This window comes from Rhodococcus sp. DMF-1, assembly GCF_021441945.1.
GTDB lineage: Bacteria > Actinomycetota > Actinomycetes > Mycobacteriales > Mycobacteriaceae > Rhodococcus > Rhodococcus ruber.
This window is the reverse complement of the sequence record NZ_CP090442.1, coordinates 270,171-290,411: the sequence shown is the minus strand read 5'-3', so window position 1 is coordinate 290,411 and position 20,241 is coordinate 270,171. Positions and strand designations below refer to the sequence as shown.

At 72.6% G+C, this 20,241-nt stretch carries 18 protein-coding genes and 1 tRNA gene; 8 read left to right on the top strand and 11 right to left on the bottom strand.

Annotated features, from left to right (window positions below; genetic code table 11):
• Positions 1–47: 47 nt before the first annotated feature.
• On the top strand, positions 48–1,346 hold the full coding sequence (locus LZP97_RS01500) for an aminodeoxychorismate synthase component I (protein WP_234574950.1): 1,299 nt from the start codon (positions 48–50) through the stop codon (positions 1,344–1,346).
• Here LZP97_RS01500 and LZP97_RS01495 read toward each other — a convergent pair.
• From LZP97_RS01495 to rsmI, 3 genes are all read right to left on the bottom strand, one after another.
• Positions 1,285–5,268: an nSTAND1 domain-containing NTPase gene (locus LZP97_RS01495; RefSeq protein WP_234574949.1), complete on the bottom strand. Its 3,984-nt coding sequence runs from the start codon at positions 5,266–5,268 to the stop codon at positions 1,285–1,287. The two genes, LZP97_RS01500 and LZP97_RS01495, sit on opposite strands and share 62 nt — an antisense overlap.
• A 383-nt stretch (positions 5,269–5,651) precedes the next feature.
• Positions 5,652–7,046: an alanine/glycine:cation symporter family protein gene (locus LZP97_RS01490; RefSeq protein WP_017679474.1), complete on the bottom strand. Its 1,395-nt coding sequence runs from the start codon at positions 7,044–7,046 to the stop codon at positions 5,652–5,654.
• 33 nt (positions 7,047–7,079) lie between these two features.
• On the bottom strand, positions 7,080–7,940 hold the full coding sequence (rsmI, locus tag LZP97_RS01485) for a 16S rRNA (cytidine(1402)-2'-O)-methyltransferase (RefSeq protein ID WP_017679473.1): 861 nt from the start codon (positions 7,938–7,940) through the stop codon (positions 7,080–7,082).
• Positions 7,941–8,011: 71 nt separating this feature from the next.
• On the opposite strand from rsmI, the gene LZP97_RS01480 reads away from it, so the two are divergent.
• Positions 8,012–9,520: a dolichyl-phosphate-mannose--protein mannosyltransferase gene (locus LZP97_RS01480; protein ID WP_174557556.1), complete on the top strand. Its 1,509-nt coding sequence runs from the start codon at positions 8,012–8,014 to the stop codon at positions 9,518–9,520.
• Here the strand turns inward: LZP97_RS01480 and LZP97_RS01475 are convergent.
• Complete coding sequence (locus LZP97_RS01475) at positions 9,471–10,031, bottom strand: SAM-dependent methyltransferase (protein ID WP_017679471.1); 561 nt, start codon at positions 10,029–10,031, stop codon at positions 9,471–9,473. The genes LZP97_RS01480 and LZP97_RS01475 overlap by 50 nt on opposite strands.
• Before the next feature lie 36 nt (positions 10,032–10,067).
• Positions 10,068–10,430 (bottom strand): GntR family transcriptional regulator, encoded by a 363-nt coding sequence (locus LZP97_RS01470; protein WP_017679470.1) that lies wholly within the window; start codon positions 10,428–10,430, stop codon positions 10,068–10,070.
• 114 nt (positions 10,431–10,544) lie between these two features.
• Between LZP97_RS01470 and arsC the strand changes: the two genes are divergently transcribed.
• Positions 10,545–10,892: an arsenate reductase (glutaredoxin) gene (gene arsC / locus LZP97_RS01465; RefSeq protein WP_026137470.1), complete on the top strand. Its 348-nt coding sequence runs from the start codon at positions 10,545–10,547 to the stop codon at positions 10,890–10,892.
• On the opposite strand, the gene arcA is transcribed toward arsC, so the two are convergent.
• The gene (gene arcA, locus LZP97_RS01460) at positions 10,889–12,121 is read right to left on the bottom strand and encodes an arginine deiminase (protein ID WP_017679468.1); all 1,233 of its coding nucleotides are present in this window, start codon (positions 12,119–12,121) and stop codon (positions 10,889–10,891) included. The two genes, arsC and arcA, sit on opposite strands and share 4 nt — an antisense overlap.
• A 115-nt stretch (positions 12,122–12,236) precedes the next feature.
• Between arcA and LZP97_RS01455 the strand changes: the two genes are divergently transcribed.
• On the top strand, positions 12,237–12,704 hold the full coding sequence (locus LZP97_RS01455) for an FABP family protein (RefSeq protein ID WP_010592996.1): 468 nt from the start codon (positions 12,237–12,239) through the stop codon (positions 12,702–12,704).
• Between the two features lie 3 nt (positions 12,705–12,707).
• Here the strand turns inward: LZP97_RS01455 and LZP97_RS01450 are convergent, their stop codons facing one another.
• Together LZP97_RS01450 and LZP97_RS01445 are read right to left on the bottom strand one after the other, a co-directional pair.
• Positions 12,708–13,325 (bottom strand): response regulator, encoded by a 618-nt coding sequence (locus LZP97_RS01450; protein WP_017679467.1) that lies wholly within the window; start codon positions 13,323–13,325, stop codon positions 12,708–12,710.
• Positions 13,322–14,503, bottom strand: coding sequence for a sensor histidine kinase (locus LZP97_RS01445; protein WP_051009366.1), 1,182 nt, complete (start codon positions 14,501–14,503; stop codon positions 13,322–13,324). The genes LZP97_RS01450 and LZP97_RS01445 overlap by 4 nt, the downstream gene beginning before the upstream one ends.
• Before the next feature lie 112 nt (positions 14,504–14,615).
• Between LZP97_RS01445 and LZP97_RS01440 the strand changes: the two genes are divergently transcribed.
• Entirely contained in the window at positions 14,616–15,686 is a 1,071-nt protein-coding gene (locus LZP97_RS01440) for an ABC transporter permease (protein ID WP_010592999.1), read from the top strand.
• Positions 15,687–15,721: 35 nt separating this feature from the next.
• Positions 15,722–16,384, top strand: coding sequence for an ABC transporter ATP-binding protein (locus tag LZP97_RS01435; protein WP_010593000.1), 663 nt, complete (start codon positions 15,722–15,724; stop codon positions 16,382–16,384).
• Between the two features lie 3 nt (positions 16,385–16,387).
• Here LZP97_RS01435 and LZP97_RS01430 read toward each other — a convergent pair whose 3' ends face one another.
• The 3 genes from LZP97_RS01430 to LZP97_RS01420 all read right to left on the bottom strand — a co-directional run bounded on the left by LZP97_RS01430 (position 16,388) and on the right by LZP97_RS01420 (position 17,690).
• Positions 16,388–17,248: an SDR family oxidoreductase gene (locus LZP97_RS01430; protein ID WP_064065655.1), complete on the bottom strand. Its 861-nt coding sequence runs from the start codon at positions 17,246–17,248 to the stop codon at positions 16,388–16,390.
• Positions 17,249–17,360: 112 nt separating this feature from the next.
• Positions 17,361–17,504, bottom strand: coding sequence for a hypothetical protein (locus LZP97_RS01425; protein WP_155621893.1), 144 nt, complete (start codon positions 17,502–17,504; stop codon positions 17,361–17,363).
• 110 nt (positions 17,505–17,614) lie between these two features.
• Positions 17,615–17,690, bottom strand: a tRNA-Ala gene (locus LZP97_RS01420).
• A 99-nt stretch (positions 17,691–17,789) separates the two neighbouring features.
• On the opposite strand from LZP97_RS01420, the gene LZP97_RS27365 reads away from it, so the two are divergent.
• On the top strand, positions 17,790–19,439 hold the full coding sequence (locus LZP97_RS27365; protein WP_326491664.1) for a LuxR C-terminal-related transcriptional regulator: 1,650 nt from the start codon (positions 17,790–17,792) through the stop codon (positions 19,437–19,439).
• A complete protein-coding gene (locus LZP97_RS01405; protein ID WP_017679461.1) occupies positions 19,436–20,227 on the top strand; it encodes a class I SAM-dependent methyltransferase in 792 nt (263 codons plus the stop codon). Before LZP97_RS27365 ends, LZP97_RS01405 begins: the two co-directional genes overlap by 4 nt.
• Positions 20,228–20,241 lie beyond the last annotated feature (14 nt).

The window sequence follows — 20,241 nt, the reverse complement described above, 5'->3', positions numbered from 1 at the left end:
CCCGGCGGGATTCGGTCCGTTCCGGGGCCGCGTGGGAAGCTGTGCCCATGCGGATGGAACGGCTCGGCACCGGGGGCAGCCCGGCGCAGGTGCTGCGACTGCTGGGCGCCCGGGCCGAGGCGGCGGGCGCCCCGCCACCGGCTGCACTGACCGGAACGTGGTTCGGCGCAGCTGCGGTCCTCGCGCCCCACGTGCGTGCCGTCGCCACCCCACCGGCCGACGCCTTCGTCCTGCGCGGCCGCTCGGCCCCGGGCCGCGGCGAACCGGTCGTCGGCGGGGGGTGGATCGGCTATCTCGCATATCCGGACCGCACGCCCACCCACCCGGCGCTGCCTCGCGCGGCCGGAGGATGGACGGACACCGTCCTGCGGCTCGACCACGACGGCTGCTGGTGGTACGAGAGCCTCACCGACGCGGCGTGCCCGGCCGGGCTCGCCGGCGCCGTCCGCGAGGCGCCCGACGCCTCCGCTCGGGCACCGTGGCGCATCGACTGGACACCGCCCGATCGCGACGCCCACCGCCGCGGCGTGCGGCAATGCCTCGAGGCGATCCGCGCCGGCGAGGTCTACCAGGCGTGCGTGTGCACTCGTTTCACCGGTGCCTGGTCCGGCAGTCCGCTGCACTTCTTCGCCGACGGGATCGAGCGCACCGCCCCGGCCCGGGCGGCGTACGTCGCGGGCGACTGGGGTGCGGTCGCGTCCCTGTCACCGGAGTTGTTCCTCGCGCGCCACGGCGACCGGGTGACGTCGAGCCCGATCAAGGGCACGCTCCCGATCGGCGCCGATCCGGCCCGGTTGCGCGCGTCCGTCAAGGACGTCGCGGAGAACGTGATGATCGTGGACCTCGTGCGCAACGACCTGGGGCGCGTTGCCGAGACGGGGAGCGTCACCGTGCCGGACCTGCTCGGGGTGCATCCGGCCCCCGGGGTCTGGCACCTGGTGTCCACCGTCGCGGCCTCGTTGCGGATCGGGGTGGACACCGCGCGGTTGCTCGATGCGGCATTCCCTCCGGCGTCGGTGACCGGCTGCCCCAAGGTCCGGGCGCGGGAGTTCCTGCAGGTCTGGGAGCCGCACCCGCGGGGCGTGTACTGCGGCACGGTGGGCATGGCCAGTCCCGTCGCCGGGATGGAACTGAACGTGGCGATCCGCACCGTCGAGTTCGGCCGCGGGGACGCGGACACGCCGGGTTCGTGCGGGCTCGGCGTCGGCGGCGGCATCACCATCGATTCCGATCCGGACGCCGAATGGCAGGAGTGCCTCGACAAGGCCGCCAGCATCCTGGCGCTCAGCCCTCGCACACGGTCCGGCCGGCCACCGGCAGATCGGACTGTGGCAGCGTCTCGGTGATCCGGCCCGTCGTCGAGGCGCAGATCCGCGCGACGATCGACTCGACGTCCAGGCTCCAGGTGCGCACCGTCCCGTCGCCGCCCGCCGCGACCACGGCGTTGCGGCCCGGCAGGAAGCCGACCTGCCACCGTCCGACACCGATCTCGGTGATCGGGCCGCCCACCGGGTGCATGTGCTCCGAGTCGGCGACGTGCCACAGTCGTACCGTGCCGTCGTCGCTGCCGCTGACCACCTCGCTGCCGTTCGGGGTGACGGACACCGAGTAGACGGTGCCGGTGTGGCCGTGCAGCGCGTCGGGCCGGACGGTGAACGATCCGTCGGGTCCGCGGTCCCACACGCGGACCGTGTGGTCGTCGCCGCCGGTGGCGAGGACGTTGCCGTCGGCGCTGAACGCGAGGGCGTTGACGCCGGCGGTGTGACCGTCCGACACCGGCAGCGCGACGGGGGCGGACGGATCGGTGACGTCCCACGCATAGAGCGAGCCGTCCGCGCTGGTCACGACCAGATGCCGGCCGTCCGGCGTGAACGCGGCCGCCCGCACGAGATTCGTCGGGCCCCGCAGCGGTGCTCCCCGGCGCACCGGACGCGCCGGATCCGACACGTCCCACAGCACGAGAGAGTGGTCGTCGTGGCCGGTGACGAGGGTGGTGCCCCCGGGGCCGAAGTCGAGTTCGGACGTGAACCGGGTCTCGGTCACGATCGGGTCCACCCACAGCCGCGGGGCCGTGGGGTCGCGGACATCCCACAGGTGGATCTCGCCGTCGGTCGTCGAGGCGGTGACCAGAGTCGCGGCGGAGGGCGACAGGGCGGTGGTCACCGCGCCGCCCACCGGTCTGGGACGATCCACGACGCCGAGCGGCGCCCAGTGCCCGTCGGAGCCGATCCGCCACAGCGGCACGGAGGAGTTGTACCCGCCGGTGGCGACGAACGAGCCGGAGCGATCGATCGCGGGCAGCGTCAGCGCAGAGTCCGCGACCGCGACGCGTCCGCGCGGCAGCGTCCAGATCCGGATGTTGCCGTCGTGCCCGCCGGTGACCAACGCGGCGCCGTCGGGGGTGAACGCGAGCGCGGGGACGCCGCCGCCGTTGCCTGCGAGAGCCGGCCGCATCTCGTCGATCGTCCGCGTCTTCGGGTCGACCGCCCACAGCTTCGCGGTCCCGTCCCACGACGCGCTCGCCAGGGTGCGGCCGTCGGGTGCGAACGCGACGGTCCACACCCCGCCGGTGTGCGCCTGCACGGGAGGGCCGGTCGGGCGCACCGCCGCCGGGTCCGTGGTGTCGAACATCGTGACGACACCGTCGTCGCTGCTGACCGCGAGGGTCCGGCCGTCGGGGGCGAACGCGACGGAGTGCGCCACGTCGCGGAAACCGGTCAGCGCAGCGCCGACGGGCACGGCGGCGGCCGGGTCGGTCACATCCCACAGCCGCACCGACCGATCGTCGCTCGACGTGGCCAGCACGGTACCGCCGGGGTGGAACGCCACGGTGCGCACCGCCGCGCCGTGCGCGGGCAGGACGGTGCGGGGAAATCCCCGCGTCCGGGGCTCGCTCGTGTCGACGAGCACGACCGATCCGTTGTCGTACGGCACCGCGAGCGACCGGCCGTCCGGGCCGAACCGCACATTGTGGACGACCTCCGGCACGAACACCTCGCCGGTCAGCAGCGCGACGGGCCGGTCCCGGTCGGTGACGTCCCAGATCCACACCGCACCTGTTGCACCACCCGCCGCGAGCAGGGTGCCGTCCGGGCTGAAGGCGACCGAGGCCAGATACTCGGGCTCGTCGGACACCAGCGCTCCGAGCGGCCGCGGCGCGCCCCGGTCGGACAGATCCCACAGGCGGACACTGCCGTCGTCGCTCGCCGAGGCCAGGGTCGTGCCGTCCGGGGCGATCGCCAGCCCGTAGACCGGACCGCTGTGACCCTCCACGGACAGTGCCAGCGGCATCTGCTCGGTCGCGACGAGCCGCGAATACGCGACCTCGCTGTCCGGACGCAGGCGCCACGCCGCGAGCGCCAGCTGGGCCGCGGTGGACGGGTCCCGCTCCTGCATGGAGTCGGCGAGCGCGACGACCTGCTGGAACTGGGCGGCACTGCGCTCGGCCTCGGCGCGGCTCTTGCCGGCCCAGGCCAGCGTCCCCATCACCACCGCGACGACGGTGGAGAGCACGAGGGCGGCGATGGCACCGTTGCGGACGCGGGTCCGGCGACGGATCTGCCGTCGCGACTCCCGGAGAAAGGCCACCGCTGTCGGGCTGAGCGCGGTCTCGACACCGCCGGCCGGGGCCCGCCCCACGAGCTCCCGATCCTCGTGCTCGGCGACGAGGTCCATCCGGCCCCGTTGGTACAGCAGGTCCGCGTGCCGGCGGCCCGCGACCCAGCCTGCCGCGTCCGCCTCGATCTGCTGGCGCAGCGCAGCGTACGAGCGGTCGGCCCGGATCCACGACTTCAGGCGCGGCCAGGCGTCGATGACCGTGTCGTGAACCAGCTCGACGCTGCCGTCGTCGACGACGAGGACGCGGGCGGTGACGAAGTGGTCGACCACCCGGCGTCCCGCCTCGGCGTCGTCGCCGGCGGCGGCGAGCAGCCGATCCAGCGGGCGCCGGATCTTCACGTCGGTGCCGGTGCCGGTCACGTAGACCAGGTGGACGAGCATCGCGCGCGCGAGTCGGCGGCCGCGGTCGTCGAGCTCTTCCCACGCACGTTCCGCGCTCGCCGCGATCGATCCGCGTACCCCGCCGGTAGCGCGGTACCCGGCCACGGTCAGGTGACCGCCGCGCCGGCGTTCCCACAGGGCGTCGAGCAGGTGTGACAGCAGGGGCAGTTCGGCCCCGCCGACGTCGTCGTCGGTCAGCACTCCGAGGTCGTGCAGGATCAGTTCGACCAGGCCCGGCTCGAACCGCAGACCGAGCAACCGCGCCGGCGCGGTGATCACCTCGACCAGGTCGTCCCGGGTCAGGGGCTGGACCGTCTTGCTGTGCCGCTCCAGCGCCCGGGCCAGCACGGGATAGGTCACGGCCCGCTCGTAGAAGTCCGATCTCAGCGTGGCCACCACCGAGACCGGTGTGTCGCCGTCGCCGACGGTCGCGGCCTGATCGAGCAGCGCGAGGAACGCCGAGCGTTCGGCCGCGTCCTCGCAGTGGGTGAACAGCTCCTCGATCTGGTCGACGACGATCAGCAGGCCCGCGCTGCCCTCTCGGGCGGCGGCGGCGTGCAGCCGCGCCACCGCGGTCGGCTCGTCCGCATCCGAGATGTCGGCGAGTTCGGGTACGCACTCGACGAGCTGCGCCACCGGGTGCCGTCCCGGGGTCAGGACCACCGGCCGCCAACGGTCGTCACGGCACAGTTCCGGGACCAGGCCGGCCTGCACGAGGGAGGACTTGCCGACGCCGGAGGCACCGGTCACCACCACGATGCCGTGACCGTGGGCGGCGACGACGGTCTCGGCGAGTTCGCGCACGCTCCGGGCCCGGCCGAAGAACAGCTGCGCGTCCCGATCGCGGTACGCCTCGAGACCGCGGTAGGGCCGCACGCCGGGGGGCAGTGCCGCGGCGGGCGGCTCGGTGGGCTCCGTCCGGGCCCGCCCGGCCGGTCCCCGGGCGTGTTCCCACCACCGCTCCCACTGCTTGATCGAGTAGAGGCCGGGCGTCGGCGGCTGCGCGTGCAGAGCCCGGGCGGAGCGGATCAGCACCACCAGGACCGGACGGATCGTCTCGAACGTGGCGGGTACCCGGGCACCGGATCGCCAGTCGCTGATCCGCTGCACGGACACGGTGCGCTCGCTGCCCACGGAGCGGGCGACGGCCGACGCCTCGGAGGCGACCTTCTTGAGCGCGGGACGTCCCGCCGCCGCGAACAGCGTCCGGAGCTGGTCGGCGAACAGCTGCCGGGGCTCCGCCGCGGTTCGCTCGTCGACCGGTTCCATCTCCCGCATCCTCCCTGCTCCGCACCCCCCGAGGGCCCGGATCGTCCGCTGCGGAAAAACTCCTCACCGGTCCTGACCTGGGATGATATCGCGAGCGGGACGCGAACCGGTTGGTCACCCGGGATATCCCCGACAGAGTTGTTCCCGAGCGGGAAGACCCCGCGACGCGCTGCACCTCCACACCGGCCGGAACCCGACGAGGGGTGGTTCCGCCCGGTGCGGAGGGAAGGCGGCGCGCGACCCGAACCGAGGGACCGTGTACAAGCTCGTCGACCGGATCGTCCACGGCGTTCCGCCCACGTTGGTCGCGGCCCTGATCGTCGCGGTCGCCGTGCTGCTGATCGTCGCGCTCTCCTCGGCCGCGCCGTAACGCCCGGCCGCGGCTACCGCGTCGGCGTGCGGCTGTCCTTCGCGCCGAGCAGGTACGGATCCCGGGCGAGGTACTCCTTCGTCTCGCGGGCGATGAGTCCCGAGAGGATGAGCAGCCCGATCAGGTTGGGCAGTGCCATCAGGCCGTTCATCACATCGGAGAAGTTCCACACCACCTCGAGCTCGGTGGTGGCGCCGACGTAGACGACGAGTACGAAGATCGCCCGGTACGGGAGGACGCCGCCGCGGCCGACGAGACGTTCGACGCAGCGGTCGCCGTAGTACGACCACCCGAGAATCGTCGAGAAGGCGAAGAACACCACGGAGATCGTGACGATCCAGCTGCCCCAGTCACCGCCGAGGCCGTCCGAGAAGGCGAGGGAGGTCATCGCCGCGCCCTGCTCCCCGGATGTCCAGGCTCCGGTGGTGATGATGACCATGCCCGTGAAGGTCACGACGATGATCGTGTCGATGAAGGTCTGGGTCATCGACACCAGGCCCTGCCGGACCGGGTGGGTGGTCTGCGCGGCGGCAGCGGCGATCGCGGCGCTGCCCATGCCGGACTCGTTGGAGAAGATGCCGCGGGCCACGCCGTAGCGCAGGGCGATCATGAACACCGAACCGATGAAGCCGCCGGTCGCGGCGGTGCCGGTGAATGCGTCGGTGAACACGAGGGCGAACGCCTCGGGGATGTCGGTGATGTTGACCGCGAGGACGATGATCCCGGCGCCGACGTACAGCAGGATCATCGCGGGCACGAATCCGGCGGTGACCCTGCCGATGGACTTGATGCCGCCGAGCAGCACCGCGGCGGCGAGCACCGTCATGACGATCCCGGACAGCCAGGTCGGTACCCCGAACGTGGAGTCCATCTGGGTGGCGACGGTGTTGGCCTGCGTCATGTTGCCGATGCCGAAGCTGGCGAGCACCGCGAACACCGCGAACATCAGGCTCAGCACCAGACCGAACTTGTTGGGGATGGCGCGGGCCAGGTAGTACTGCGGGCCGCCGGACTGCTCGCCCTTGGCGTCGGTGACGCGATACTTGACACCGAGGAACGCCTCGGAGTACTTGCTGGCCATGCCGACGAGGCCGGTGATCCACATCCAGAACAGAGCCCCCGGCCCGCCGAAGTAGATGGCGGTGGCGACACCGGCGATGTTGCCGACGCCCACGGTGGCGGCCAGGGCGGTCGTCAGTGCCTGGTACTGAGAGATGTCACCTTCGGTGGCGTCCGGGTCCTTCCGGATGATCAGCCCCAGCCGCAGGGCCGGCCACAGCTTGCGGAACTGCACCCCCCGCAGCCGCACCGTCAGGATCACGCCGGTGCCCAGCAGCAGCGGTATGAGCATGTACGGGCCCCATACCACCGACGCGACCTCGACGAGGAATTCGTTCACCGACTCCATCCGTACCTCCTGCTGCGCGGTAAGGGGCAGAGTCTACGACGACGACTCGTCCTGCCGCGCGGCCAGTACCGCGTCGTACAGTTCGCGTTTGGAGACCCCGGCGGTCGCGACCTGGGCGCACGCGTCCTTCAGCCGCACCCCGTCCGCCACGAGCTGTTCGACCGCGTCGACCAGGTCGGCAGGCTCCGCCACCTGCGCCGAGGCGCCCTCGAGCACGACGGTGATCTCGCCGCGGGCACTCTCGGCGGCCCACTGCGCCAGCTCCGCGAGCGTGCCGCGACGCACCTCCTCGTAGGTCTTGGTCAGTTCCCGGCACACCGCGGCGCGTCGCTGCCCGCCGAGCACGTCGACCGCGTCGGCCAGGCACGCGGCGAGGCGGTGCGGGGCCTCGAAGAACACCACCGCGCGCGGCTCGGCGGTCAGGGTCTGCAGCCACGCGCGACGCGCGCCGGCCTTGCGGGGCGGGAAGCCCTCGAAGCAGAACCGCTCGACCGGCAGACCGGACAGCGCGAGCGCGGTGGTCACCGCGGAGGGACCGGGCAGGCACGTGACGGGCAGCCCGGCCGCGACGCACGCCGCCACCAGCCGGTAGCCGGGATCGCTGACGGACGGCATCCCGGCGTCGGTGACCAGCAGCACCGTCCGGCCCGCCTCGATGTCGGCGACCAGCGCCGGGGTCCGGGCGGACTCCACCTGGTCGTAGAAGCTGACCACCCGCCCGGTGACGGTGACCCCCAGCGCGGCGGCGAGCGACCGGGTCCGACGGGTGTCCTCGGCCGCGACGACGTCGGCGGTGCCGAGCGCGTCGCAGAGCCGTTTGGAGGCGTCGCCGATGTCGCCCATGGGGGTGGCGGCGAGCACGAGCCGGCCCTGTCCCGGATTGTCTGGCTGCATGCGCCTCAGCCTACGATCGGGACGTGACCGTGACGGACGAGCGCCCTGCCGAGGCATCGGACCGTCGCCGGATGCACAGCCCGGGTCCGACGGTGCCGGCATCGGATTTCGGTCCGGTCGACCGCGGCCGGGGCTGGGTGGTGACGCTGTTCGTCACCGCGATCGCGGCGATCACCCGGTTCACGATGCTGCACTACCCCACCGACGCGAAGACACCGGTGTTCGACGAGAAGCACTACGCCCCGCAGGGCTGGCAGGTGCTCACCGGCGGCGGGATCGAGGACAACCCCGGCTACGGCCTCGTCGTGCACCCACCGGTGGGCAAGCAGCTCATCGCGCTCGGCGAGGCGTTGTTCGGTTACAACGGGTGGGGATGGCGGTTCTCGGCCGCCGTCGCCGGGACGTTGCTGGTCCTGCTGGTGGTGCGGATCGTGCGGCGGTTGACCCGCTCGACCCTGCTCGGCGGTCTGGCCGGGATTCTCCTGATCGCCGACGGCGTCACCTTCGTCTCGTCGCGCCTCGGGATGCTGGACATCTTCCTGGCGCTGTTCGCGGTCGCCGCGTTCGGGTGCCTGATCGTCGACCGGGACGAGGTGCGGGCGCGGATGGCGCGCGTGCACGCCGAGGGACGCATCGCCGACACGGTGTGGGGTCCCCGGCTGGGCGTGCGGTGGTGGCGGTTCGGGGCCGGTGTGCTGCTGGGCCTGGCGGTGGGCACGAAGTGGTCGGGGCTGTATCTGATCGCGTTCTTCGGGTTGATGTCGGTGGCGTTCGACGTCGCCGCGCGCCGCGCCTACGGCGTGCGACGACCGTGGCTCGGGACCGGTCTGCGTGACGTCGGCCCGGCCCTCTACGCGCTCGTGGTGGTGCCGCTGGCCGTGTATCTGGCGACGTTCTGGGCGTGGTTCGCGGGCGAGACCGGGGTGTACCGGCATGCGGTGGGCCGGCAGATCGGCACGGACGGGGCGTTCTCGTTCGTGCCGGACGCGCTGCGCTCGCTGTGGTACTACAGCGCCTCCGTGCTCGAGTTCCACTCGGGTCTGACGAACTCGGCCGGCAACGTGCATCCGTGGGAGTCCAAGCCGTGGACGTGGCCGATGGGGTTGCGTCCGATGCTGTACTACTTCGCCGACGGCGAGCAGATCCGTGGGTGCGGCGGTGAGCAGTGCGTCAAGGCCGTCATGCTGGTGGGCACCCCGGCGATGTGGTGGCTGGCACTGCCGATGCTCGTGTGGGGCGGATGGCAACTGCTGGTGCGGCGGGACTGGCGGTGGGCCGCGGTGCTCACCGGGTACGCGGCGACGTTGCTGCCGTGGTTCGCCACGCTCGACCGGCAGATGTACTACTTCTACGCGGTTCCGCTCGCGCCGTTCCTGGTCATGGGGCTGACACTGGTGCTCGGCGACGTGCTCGGATCGCCGCGGGCCTCGACCGAGCGGCGGTCGACCGGTCTGCTGGTCGTGTGCCTCTACGTCGGCCTGGTGGTGGCGAACTTCGTGTGGCTGTGGCCGATCCTGACGGCCGCGCCGATCACCGTGGAGACGTGGCACCAGCAGCTGTGGCTGCCGAGCTGGCGGTGACGTCCGCGGGCGCGGCCCGCACGCCGACGGTCCGGCCGCCCTCGACGATGTCGACGATCGCGTAACCGCAGCGCGAGAGCAGCGCGCTGATCCGCATCGACACCGGTCCGACGGCCAGCCCCGGAGGGGGTTCGTCGAACACCCACAGCTCGCCGGTGGGTCGCAACAGCGACGCGACAGCCGTCGGCGCGGCGGGGTCGTCGCTGCGGAAACTGGGGACGTTGACGGCGAAGACGAGATCGAACGACCCCGGCAGGTCGACGCCGGGGAACTCGCCGACACGCAGTTCGGCGAGCCCGGCGTCGAGGCCGTCCCGGATGCGGCGACGCGCCCGGTCGATCTGCGTCGCCGAGCGGTCCACCCCCACGACGCAGCCGCGGCGGCGCAGCCGCTCGCACACGAGCGCGAGCGCGACGCCCCCTCCGCAGCCGATCTCGAGCACGTCGCTGCCCGGTTGCGGATCCATGGCCTCGACCGCGAACGCGATGCGCGCCGGCACGGTGCCACTCATGGGAAACTCCTCGTTGACGGGTGGGTGTCGGTGGTTTCAGGCGCCGCGCAGCGCCGCGACGACGAACTCGAGCACCTCGTCGTCGGACATGCCGAGGGTGCGCAGTTCGCGGACGTAGCCGGTGGCGGCGCGCTGGGCGAGCGTGCGGGTCGGGTCACCGGAATCCGCGACGAACGTGCCCGCCCGGCCCCGCGTCTCGATGATGCCGAGCTGCTCGAGCTCACGGTAGGTCTTGGCCACGGTGTTCGGGGCGATGCCGAGGTGTTCGGCCAGCCCGCGGACGGTGGGCAGCTTGGTGCCGGCGATCAGTTCGTCGCGCCGCACCATCGTGACGATCCGCTGGCGCAACTGCTCGTACGGCGGGACCGGCGAGCCGGGGTCGATGACGATGTCGAGCATCGGGGCGTCCTCAGGTGGGCTGATGGTGCGTCGAGGCTAACAGTGCCGGCCGACCGTTCCCGAATGCGCCGCGGCACCCCCGCACTCGCCCGTGCCGCACGGCAGAATGTGGCCATGGCAACGACCGCGACGATCTACCACAACCCCCGGTGCAGCACGTCCCGCAACACCCTGAAGGTGTTGCAGGAGGCGGGCCTCGAACCGACCGTCGTCAAGTACCTCGAGACCCCGCCGTCGCGCGACGGGCTGCGCAAGCTGCTCGACGACGCCGGCCTGGTCCCGAGCCAGGCGATCCGGCGGAAGGAGTCGCTGTTCGGCGAGCTGAACCTGGCGGATGCCTCCGAGGACGAGTTGCTCGACGCGATGGTGGCCCATCCGATCCTCATCGAGCGCCCGATCGTGGTCACCGACAAGGGCACCGTCCTGGCCCGGCCCGTCGAGAAGGTGCGCGAGATCCTCTAGGTCCCCGCCTCGCCCGCGGTCGGCCGGGCGCGGGCGAGCGGGCAGGACATGCAGCGGGGCCCGCCGCGTCCGGAGCCCAGCTCGGACCCGGCGATGCGCAGCACCTCGATGCCCGCGTCCTCGAGGCGCGTGTTGGTCTCGAGGTTGCGTTCGTAGGCCACCACCACGCCGGGCGCGAGGGCCAGGGTGTTGTTGCCGTCGTCCCACTGTTCCCGTTCGGCGACGACCGGATCGAGGCCGGTGTCGATGACGCGGAGCTTCTCGATCCCCATCGCGTCGGCGGCCGCCTCGAGGAACCCGCGCGGCCCACTGATCCGGACGTCACCGTTCTCCCGGCGGAGAGTGAAGGCCTGCAACGTCTCCCGCACCGCCGGGTACATCACCACGGCGTCGACGTCCACCATCGTGCACACGGTGTCCAGATGCATCGAGGCCCGCTGCTGCGCGATCGGCACCGCCAGCACGGTGTGCGCGAGACCGTCCTCGAAGACGCTCCGAGCGAGCGCTTCCGCACCCGCCGGGGTCGTGCGCTCCCCCACGCCCACGGCCACGACGCCCGGAGCGAGCAGCAGCACGTCCCCGCCCTCGACCGGCGCGGTGTGCGATTCGTAGGCCCGCCGCACCCCCAGGAACCGCGGGTGGAACGCGTAGATCAGGTCGGTGAGCGCCGCCTCCCGGCGCCGGGCCGGCAGGGCCAGGGTGGGGATCGCGACCCGGGGACCGACCCAGAACGACGAGTCCCGGGTGAACAGCAGGTTCGGCAGCGGCTCGATCACGAAGTCGGCACCGTGGTGCATCAACCGCACCAGCGACGGCGCGGCCCCGAGTCCCGCGGCGGGCAGTTCGTCGAACGTCATGCCCGCGACGAGGACGCGGGTGAGGTCCGCGGCGGACATCGCGCGCAGGTGGGCGGCGAGTTCGTGCGCCAGCCCGTGCCCGAGCCGGCGCGGGTCCACCGCGGACGACACCCCCTGGACGCGGGCGGCGCCGCTGACCTCGAGGGTCTCGGTGAGCAGGTCGGACAGGAGCAGCACCTCCACGCCCCGCCCCCGCAGCAGCTCGACGAACGCGTCGTGTTCCTCCTGCGCCCGCGCCACCCAGGGCAGCGCGTCGAACAGCAACTGGTCGTTGTTGCGGGGAGTCAGGCGTTCGAGTTCCGCGCCCGGCCGGTGCATGAGCACCGCTCTCAGCGCCCCCACCTCGGAGTCCACACCCAGCGCAGCGTTCATGGAATAGACCGTAATGCCGCGGGCCGCCTCACGGTGCGCCGAAACTCCCCGAACCCGACCCGGCGTCCATCCGCGGTGGCAGGATCGGCGGTGCCCGACGACCGAGGAGACATTCATGACCGACACCGACCCGCTCGGTGACCTCGCCGACTTCGCCGGCCGCTGGGTGGGCGGCGGCGAAGGCCACTACCCCACCATCGAGGACTTCACCTACGACGAGACCATCGACTTCACCGCCGTCCCGGGGAAGCCGTTCCTGATGTACGTCAGCCGCACGAAGAACCCCGGCACCGGTCAGCCCATGCACACCGAGAACGGCTACCTCCGTCTCGCCGACCACGACGTGGAGCTGCTGGTCTCCCAGCCGACCGGATTCGTCGAGATCCAGCGCTCCCGGCTCACCCAGGGCGTCCTCGACTTCACGCCCGTCCACCTCGAGCGCTCTCCGCACGCCAAGCCGGTGCACGAGCTGCGGCGGCGGTTCGTACTCGACGGCGACGACCTGTCCTACGACCTGTGGATGGCGCACGCGCAGACCCCGCTCACGCACCATCTGCACGCGACGCTGCGACGCGCCGGCTGACCCTCAGAGCAGGCCGCGCTCGCGTGCCGCGGCGACCGCCGCGGTGCGCGAGTCCACACCCAGCTTCGAGAATGCGTGCACCAGATGGGACTTGACGGTGGCTTCGCTCACGAACAGTTCCTTGGCGACGGCCCGGTTGGACAGGCCGCGCGCCACCGCGGCGAGCACCTCGATCTCGCGGGCGCTCAGCTCCACCCGGGGTGTCTGCATGCTGCGGTAGAGACGTTGCGCCACACCGGGATCCAGCACGGTTTCGCCCCGCGCCGCCCGGGTCACCGCGTCGACGAGCACGGCGGGGTCGGCGTCCTTGAGCAGGTAGCCGGCCGCCCCCGCCTCGACCGCGCGCAGAATGTCGGAGTCGGTGTCGTACGTGGTCAGCACCAGCACCTTCGGCGGATCCGGCGCGGCCGCGAGTTCGGCCGTCGCGTCCGCCCCGTCCATCCCGGGTCCGAGCCGCAGGTCCATCAGCACCACGTCCGGGCGGTGCGCGGCGTTCTGGGCGACGGCCTCCTGCCCGGACGCGGCCTCGGCCACCACCTCGAGCCCGGGCTCCGACGCGAGCAGCGCGCGCAGGCCCGCCCGCACGACGGGATGGTCGTCGACGAGCAGCACCCGGATCACGGCAGCATCCGCACGGGCAGCGTTGCGGCCACGGCGGTTCCGTCGCCGGGCGCCGACTCGACGACGACCGCGCCGCCGAGTTCGGCGAGCCGATCCCGCATGGCGGTGAGCCCGAAGCCCCCGCCCGAACCGGCCGCGTCGACGTCGAAACCGGCTCCGTCGTCGACCACGTCGAGCCGGACCTCGTCCGGGGCGTAGGCGAGGGTCACCCGCACGCGGCGGGCCCGCGCATGCAGCCGGACGTTCGCCAGCGCGCTCTGCGCCACCCGCAGCAACGCCACGTCGAATCCCGTGGGCAGCGGCAGCGGTTCACCGTCCACGCGCAGTTCGGCGTCGATGCCGGTGTCACCGCGCAACCGGTCCAGGACGCGGCCGAGGGCTGCCGCCAGCGGCGCGTCGTCGAGGTCGGACGGACGCAGCTTGTCCACGACCCGGCGGGCCTCGACGAGATTGCGCCGCGCGGTCTCCTCGATCCGGCCGAGCAGCGCCGCGGTGTCGCCGCCGGTCCGCAACCCGGCGCGGGCGAGCAGCAGGATCGACGAGAAGCCCTGGGCCAGCGTGTCGTGGATGTCGCGGGCGAGGCGGGCCCGTTCGGCGGTGGCGCCGGTCTCCCGCTGCAACCGCACCAGCTCGTCCTGGGCGTCGAGCAGTTCGCGGTGCGCCGCGGTGAGTTCGGTGAGCAGCGCGTCGCGTTGCTCCGCGTCGCGCACGAGCTGGCGGTAGATCAGGGCCGTGCCGGACGCCACGAGCGCCCCGAACAGGGGCCCGAGCACGGCGGCCGTCGGGTTGGCGGTGCCGTGCCCGATGCTCGCGGCGATCGCGACCGCCGTCAGTGCCGCGGTCGCCGCGATCGCGGCGACCGTGGGCAGCAGATGGAAGCACAGGAAGAACAGCGCGAAGGCGAGCCACACGAAATCCGGCGCGAGCAGCACCAGCGCCAGCCACCCGGCCAGCAGCACCGCCAGCCAGATTCCGCCGCGGGATCCGCGCCGGGCGAACCACAGCCCCGAGACGTACCAGGCGAATTCGGCGCCCGCGAGGACCAGCACCCCCGCCGAGCCGGCACCGCGCAGTGCCCCGACCAGCAGCAGCAGCACGAACAGCGCGTGCTGGCCCAGCTGCATCGCACGCAGCACCGGGACCGTCCCCTCGGGAGGGTGCGGTCGGGCGGTCTGCATTGCACCGACGCTAACACCGCCGACCACGCCGCCGCCTCCTACTTTCGATTGATCCGCGAACCCATCCGCCGAGCGATGCGCGGGCACCGTCGCGCCGGGCACGGTGGAACTCATGTTCCTCGCACTGCGCGATCTGCGCTTCGCCACGGGGCGCTTCGCCGTCATGACGGCGGTGCTCGTCCTGATTTCGTTCCTCGTCGTCATGCTCTCCGGCCTCACCGCGGGCCTGGGCAACCAGTCGATCGCCGCGATCCGCGGCATCGGCGCCGAGCACTTCGCCCTCGACGGCGGCGGCACCGATCCGTCCGACGTGTCGTTCGGCGAGTCCACCGTCACCGACTCGCAACGCGCCGCACTCGCCGCGCAGCCCGGTGTGGCCGACACCGCCGTGCTCGGGGTCGCGCCCGGCCGCGTCGGGTCGGGCGGACGCGAGGTGGCGGCGGCCCTGTTCGGGGTCGCTCCCGGGTCCTTCGCGGCACCGGCAGGCCTGCGCCCGGCGACGGCGGCCGTCGACGCGCAACTCGCCGCAGACAACGGCTGGTCGCCGGGCACGATCCTGACCGTCGGCGGCCGGGAGGTCACCGTCGCCGCCCTCGTCGAGGACTCCTACTACAGCCATCAGCCCGTCGTGTGGCTCGACCTCGGCACCTGGCGCGACCTGCCCGCGACGGCCGGCGCCGACGGGACGGTGATCGCGCTGCGGACCGGACCCGGGTTCGACGCGCCCACGGTCGCGACCGCGACCGGCACGAGCGTGCTCGACACCTCCGCGACCCTGGACACCATCGGGTCGTACACCTCCGAACGCGGGTCGCTGCTGCTGATGCAGGCCATGCTGCTCGTCGTCGGCGCCCTCGTCGTGGGGGCGTTCTTCACGGTGTGGACCGTCCAGCGCAGCCGGGACATCGCGGTGCTGCGCGCGATCGGTGCCTCCACCTCCTACCTGCTGCGCGACGCCCTCGGACAGGCCGCCGTGGTGCTCGTGCTCGGAACCGGGCTGGGCACCGTCGCCGCCACCGCCGCCGGGGCGGCCGCCGCCACCGTCGTTCCGTTCACGCTGAGCGCGGCCACGACCGTCCTGCCGTTCGTCGCGCTGGTCGGGATCGGCCTCCTCGGTGCCGCGGCGGCCGTCGCCCGCATCGGCTCCGTCGACCCGCTGACCGCGCTCGCCGCGGCCCACTGAGCTGTTCGAGAGATCCGTTCGAGAAAGGCACCACCATGAGCGTGCGGCTCACCGACATCGTCCTCACCTATCCCGACGGAGACGCCACCCTGCGCGTCCTCGACGGCCTGAACTTCCACGCCGAGGCCGGCGAGACGGTCGCCGTCACCGGCCCGTCCGGATCCGGCAAGTCGAGCCTGCTCGCCGTCGCGGGACTGCTCACCGTGCCCGATTCCGGCCGAGTGGTCCTCGACGGCGTGGACACCACGGATCTCGACGCGGCGACGCGGACCCGGCTGCGGCGGGACCGGATCGGCTTCGTGTTCCAGCAGGCGAACCTGCTGCCCTCGCTGACCGCTACGGAGCAGCTCGCGCTGGTCGCGCACCTGAGCGGGCGCCGGATCGACCGGGCCCGCGCCCGCGACCTGCTCGCGGCGGTGGGGCTGACGCAGCAGGCCGACCGCCGTCCCCACCAGCTCTCCGGCGGGCAGCGGCAGCGGGTCGCGATCGCCCGCAGTCTCGTCAACGATCCTGCGGTCCTGCTGGTCGACGAACCGACGTCGGCGCTGGACGCCGACCGCAGCCGCGAGATCGTCGAACTGCTCGAACGCACGGCGCGCGAGCGCGACGTCGCCGTCGTGATGGTCACGCACGATCGGGAAGCGCTGCGGGCGGGAACGCGGTTACGCGAGTTCGCCCTCGACAAGACCTCGGCCTGAGCGTCACCGGCGGGTGCGGACGGCCTCGAGGGTGCGGGAGAAGTAGTTGTTGGCCAGTTGCATCACCACGTTGTACGGCGGGGCGAACTTGCGGGCCCACCAGTAGCCGAAACGCACGTCGAACGACGTGTACACCAGGAAGCGGTTCTTCCGGATCCCGGCGAGGATGCACCCGGCGACCTTCTCCGGCGACGCGGCGTGCCGCTCGAACCGGGCGGTGAGCTTGCGGGCGGCCGGATGGTCGCGGTCCACGCCGACGATCTGCACGGAGTTCACCAGCGGGGTGCGGACCGCACCGGGCACGACGAGCGAGACCCCGATGCGATGCCGGTGCAGGTCGAACCGCAGCACCTCGGACACGCCGCGCAGACCGAACTTGCTCGCGCTGTACGCCGCGTGCCACGGCAGGGCCAGCAGTCCCGCCGCGGAGGAGACGTTGACGAGATGCCCACCGCGGCCGGCCTCGATCATCGGCGGCACGAAGTTCTCGATGACGTGGATCGGCCCCATGAGGTTGACGTCGACCATCTGCTTCCAGTGCCGGTGCTCGAGCGCGTCGACCGTGCCCCACACCGACGTTCCGGCGACGTTGGCGACGACGTCGAGGGCCCCGGCGCGCTCGTGGACGTCGGCGGCGAAGGCGGTGACGGCGTCGTAGTCGGAGACGTCGAGCGCCGCGGCGTGCAGCACCGAGCCCCCACGTTCGCGCACGGTGCGGACCGTGTCGTCGAGACCGTCGGCGGCGAGGTCGGTGAGCACCAGTTCGGCGCCCTCCGCGGCGGCGGCCAGGGCCAGTGCCCGGCCGATACCGCTGGCCGCTCCGGTCACGAGGAACTTCCTGCCCCGCAGGTCCTTGATCGCCATGCCCGCCCCCGCTCTCGTCGTCTGCGGGCCACCTTAGCGCGACGTCGACCGCCGCGGCGCCGCGCAGGCGCCGTGGTGCAAGGAGCGTTCGTCCTCCCGTCCGCGGGGTGAGTCAGAGGCGCTGGGCCATTTCCTCCTGGTACTTGCGGATCGTCTCCTCGATGCCGTCGGCGTCGGCGTCGCGGCCTTCGCTGCGGGCGCTGTCGGCACGTTCGCGGAGCACTCGAATAGCGCGCCGCAACTCGTCGTCACTCATCCTGTGTTCCATGTCACACAGTCTCCCCGACCGCGCGGCTGTTCGGCCCGCAATCGGCGGCACGACATCGACGACGAAAGGCGCCTCCCGGCCCGGGAGACGCCCTTCGGTGGTGGAGCTGAGGGGAATCGAACCCCTGACCTCTTCGATGCGAACGAAGCGCGCTACCAACTGCGCCACAGCCCCGCGGGTTCCGTTCGGAACCGCCCGCAAACTGTAGCAAACGTGCGCGCCGGAGACGAAATTGAGGTATCGGCACAGGTCACGGCGGCGGACAATCGACCTGTGGATGCAGTGCGCCTACGTGGGGACCAGGCCCTGCGGGAGGGTCGGTGGGCCGCCGCGCTGGCCGACCTGACGTCGGTGGCGGCCGCGACCGACGATCCGGCGGCGTGGCTCGGCATCGGCGAGGCGTCGTGGTGGCTCGGGCGCCTCGACGACAGCGTCGCCGCCTGTCGCAGGGCCTACACGACGGCTCTCCGGAGCGGCGACCGGGAGAGCGCGGTTCGCTGCGCGGCGTGGCTGAGCATCAGCTACACGTCCGATTTCGGCAATCGGTCGGTGGCCCACGGTTGGGTCCGCCGGGCGCAGCGACTGCTGTCCGAGGGGGCACCGGGCGCGTTGCACGCCCTGGTGTGGGTGGCACACGCCCACCGTCTGCTCCCGGACGCCGCGGCGGCCGCGCCGTGGGTGGCGCGCGCCCTGGACGCCGCACGCCGATGCGGCGACCGGGATCTCGAACTGGTGGCACTCGCCCAGTCCGGACACGTGGCTGTGGCCCGGGGCGACCTGGAACCCGGATTCGCGCTGCTGGACGAGGCCGCGGCGGCCGCCCTGGGCGATGCGGACCGCCGATTCGACACCGTCGTGTTCGTCTGCTGCGACATGCTCGGCGCGTGTGCGCTCGCCGGCGACACCCGTCGCGCCGGCGAGTGGTGCCGCGTCGCCGAGGACTTCACCTCCCGCCGGGGGTGCCCCTTCCTGTACGTCGAGTGCCGCACCCTCTACGGGGCACTGCTGCTCACCGCGGGCCGTTGGGCGGAGGCGGACCGGCTGCTGACGGCGGTGCTCACGCTCGACGAGAAGGTCTGCCCCGCTGTCCACGCGCGCGCCGTCGCGGCCCTCGCCACGCTCCGGGTCCGGCAGGGGCGGCTCGACGAGGCCCGGGCGATGCTGGATCGATCCCCCCGCCCGACCGCGGAGTTGGACACCGCTCGCGCCGAGGTCGCCCTCGCCGACGGTGACCCCGCAACCGCCCGGCGGCTGCTCGAACGTCGCGGCGCCACGTCCCTGCTGTGCGCCCGGGCCCAGGCGGCCACGGGCGACCTGGACGCGGCGACGGCCACCGCGGCGGCGCTCGACCCCGACGGTCCCGAGGCGGTGGAGGCGGCGGGGCTGACCGCCGCGGCGCGGGGCCGCGTGGTGGCCGCAGTCGATGCCTTCGAGACGGCCGCTGCTCGCTGGGCGGACCGCGCGGCGCCGTTCGAGGCGGCCCGCTGCCTGCTCGAACTGGCCGAATCGGCGATGAACGACGATCCCACCCTCGCGGCCGCACGGGGGCGAACGGCGGTGACGATCTTCCGGGAACTCGGAGCCGTCGCCGCCGCGGACCGCTCCGCGGCCCTGTTGCGGCGTCTCGGGATGCGCGGCCCCGGCATCCGCGCCACCGCTCGCACCGCCCCGGGCCTCGACAGCGGCCTCACCGCCCGCGAACGCGAGGTGCTGGACCTGCTCGCGGTGGGCCTGACGAATCCGGAGATCGCCGGCCGGCTGTTCGTCTCCCGCAAGACGGTGGCGCACCACGTGAGCCATATCCTCCGCAAGCTCGGCGTGCGGAACCGCTCGGAGGCCGCCGCGTATGCCGCCGCCCACCCGGAAGATGGGTCACCTGCCCGATGCGCCGTACCCGGGCGCGGCGCCACCCTCGGGACATGACGAACACGACCGAGAACTTCGGGATTTCACCGGCGGCCGCGGAGGTGTACGAGTCACGCTTCGTACCCGCGCTCTTCGCGCAGTGGGCGCCACGGCTGCTGGACCAGGCTGCGATCACGACGGGCACACGGGTGCTGGACGTGGCATGCGGAACCGGGATCGTCGCGCGCGTGGCCGCCGACCGGGTAGGGCCGTCGGGCCGGGTCGTCGGTGTCGATGTCAGCGAGGCCATGCTGGCGGTGGCACGCCGGATGTGTCCCGACGTCGAATGGCGCCGGGGTGACGCCGGCGCGCTGCCGTTCGCGGACGGTTCGTTCGATGCGGCGCTGTGCCAGATGGCGCTGATGTTCTTTCCCGATCGTGCCCGGGCGCTGCGCGAGATGCGACGCGTGGCGACGGAGGTGGTCGCCGTGTGTGTGCCGGCCGCGTTGGACGAGCAGCCGGCCTACCGGGACTTCGTCGACGTCGCGGTCCGGCACGCCGGTCCGCCCGCGGCGTCTCTCCTGGGCACCTACTGGAGTTGTGGGGACCGCGACGAACTGCGGGGATGGTTCCGCGACGCCGGACTCACCGTCGATCGGTTCACCACGCACACCGGAAGCGCGCGGTTCCCGTCCGTGGATGCGATGGTGGCGACCGAGGTCGAGGGCAGCCCGTTGATCGAACGGATCGACGCCGGCACGTACGAGGCGATCACCTCGGAGGCCCGATCGGTGCTGGCCCGGTTCACCGACCCGGACGGCTCGGTGTCGGCGCCTCTCGTGGCACACATCGTCACCGGGCGCTGAATACTCCCGAGCGG

Excerpts from the sequence above, each read along its gene's own strand:
- LZP97_RS01500 (WP_234574950.1), top strand. The coding sequence starts at position 48 with ATGCGGATGGAACGGCTCGGCACCGGGGGCAGCCCGGCGCAGGTGCTG.
- LZP97_RS01495 (WP_234574949.1), bottom strand. The coding sequence starts at position 5,268 with ATGGAACCGGTCGACGAGCGAACCGCGGCGGAGCCCCGGCAGCTGTTC.
- LZP97_RS01490 (WP_017679474.1), bottom strand. The coding sequence starts at position 7,046 with ATGGAGTCGGTGAACGAATTCCTCGTCGAGGTCGCGTCGGTGGTATGG.
- rsmI (WP_017679473.1), bottom strand. The coding sequence starts at position 7,940 with ATGCAGCCAGACAATCCGGGACAGGGCCGGCTCGTGCTCGCCGCCACC.
- LZP97_RS01480 (WP_174557556.1), top strand. The coding sequence starts at position 8,012 with ATGCACAGCCCGGGTCCGACGGTGCCGGCATCGGATTTCGGTCCGGTC.
- LZP97_RS01475 (WP_017679471.1), bottom strand. The coding sequence starts at position 10,031 with ATGAGTGGCACCGTGCCGGCGCGCATCGCGTTCGCGGTCGAGGCCATG.
- LZP97_RS01470 (WP_017679470.1), bottom strand. The coding sequence starts at position 10,430 with ATGCTCGACATCGTCATCGACCCCGGCTCGCCGGTCCCGCCGTACGAG.
- arsC (WP_026137470.1), top strand. The coding sequence starts at position 10,545 with ATGGCAACGACCGCGACGATCTACCACAACCCCCGGTGCAGCACGTCC.
- arcA (WP_017679468.1), bottom strand. The coding sequence starts at position 12,121 with ATGAACGCTGCGCTGGGTGTGGACTCCGAGGTGGGGGCGCTGAGAGCG.
- LZP97_RS01455 (WP_010592996.1), top strand. The coding sequence starts at position 12,237 with ATGACCGACACCGACCCGCTCGGTGACCTCGCCGACTTCGCCGGCCGC.
- LZP97_RS01445 (WP_051009366.1), bottom strand. The coding sequence starts at position 14,503 with ATGCAGACCGCCCGACCGCACCCTCCCGAGGGGACGGTCCCGGTGCTG.
- LZP97_RS01440 (WP_010592999.1), top strand. The coding sequence starts at position 14,616 with ATGTTCCTCGCACTGCGCGATCTGCGCTTCGCCACGGGGCGCTTCGCC.
- LZP97_RS01435 (WP_010593000.1), top strand. The coding sequence starts at position 15,722 with ATGAGCGTGCGGCTCACCGACATCGTCCTCACCTATCCCGACGGAGAC.
- LZP97_RS01430 (WP_064065655.1), bottom strand. The coding sequence starts at position 17,248 with ATGGCGATCAAGGACCTGCGGGGCAGGAAGTTCCTCGTGACCGGAGCG.
- LZP97_RS01425 (WP_155621893.1), bottom strand. The coding sequence starts at position 17,504 with ATGAGTGACGACGAGTTGCGGCGCGCTATTCGAGTGCTCCGCGAACGT.
- LZP97_RS01405 (WP_017679461.1), top strand. The coding sequence starts at position 19,436 with ATGACGAACACGACCGAGAACTTCGGGATTTCACCGGCGGCCGCGGAG.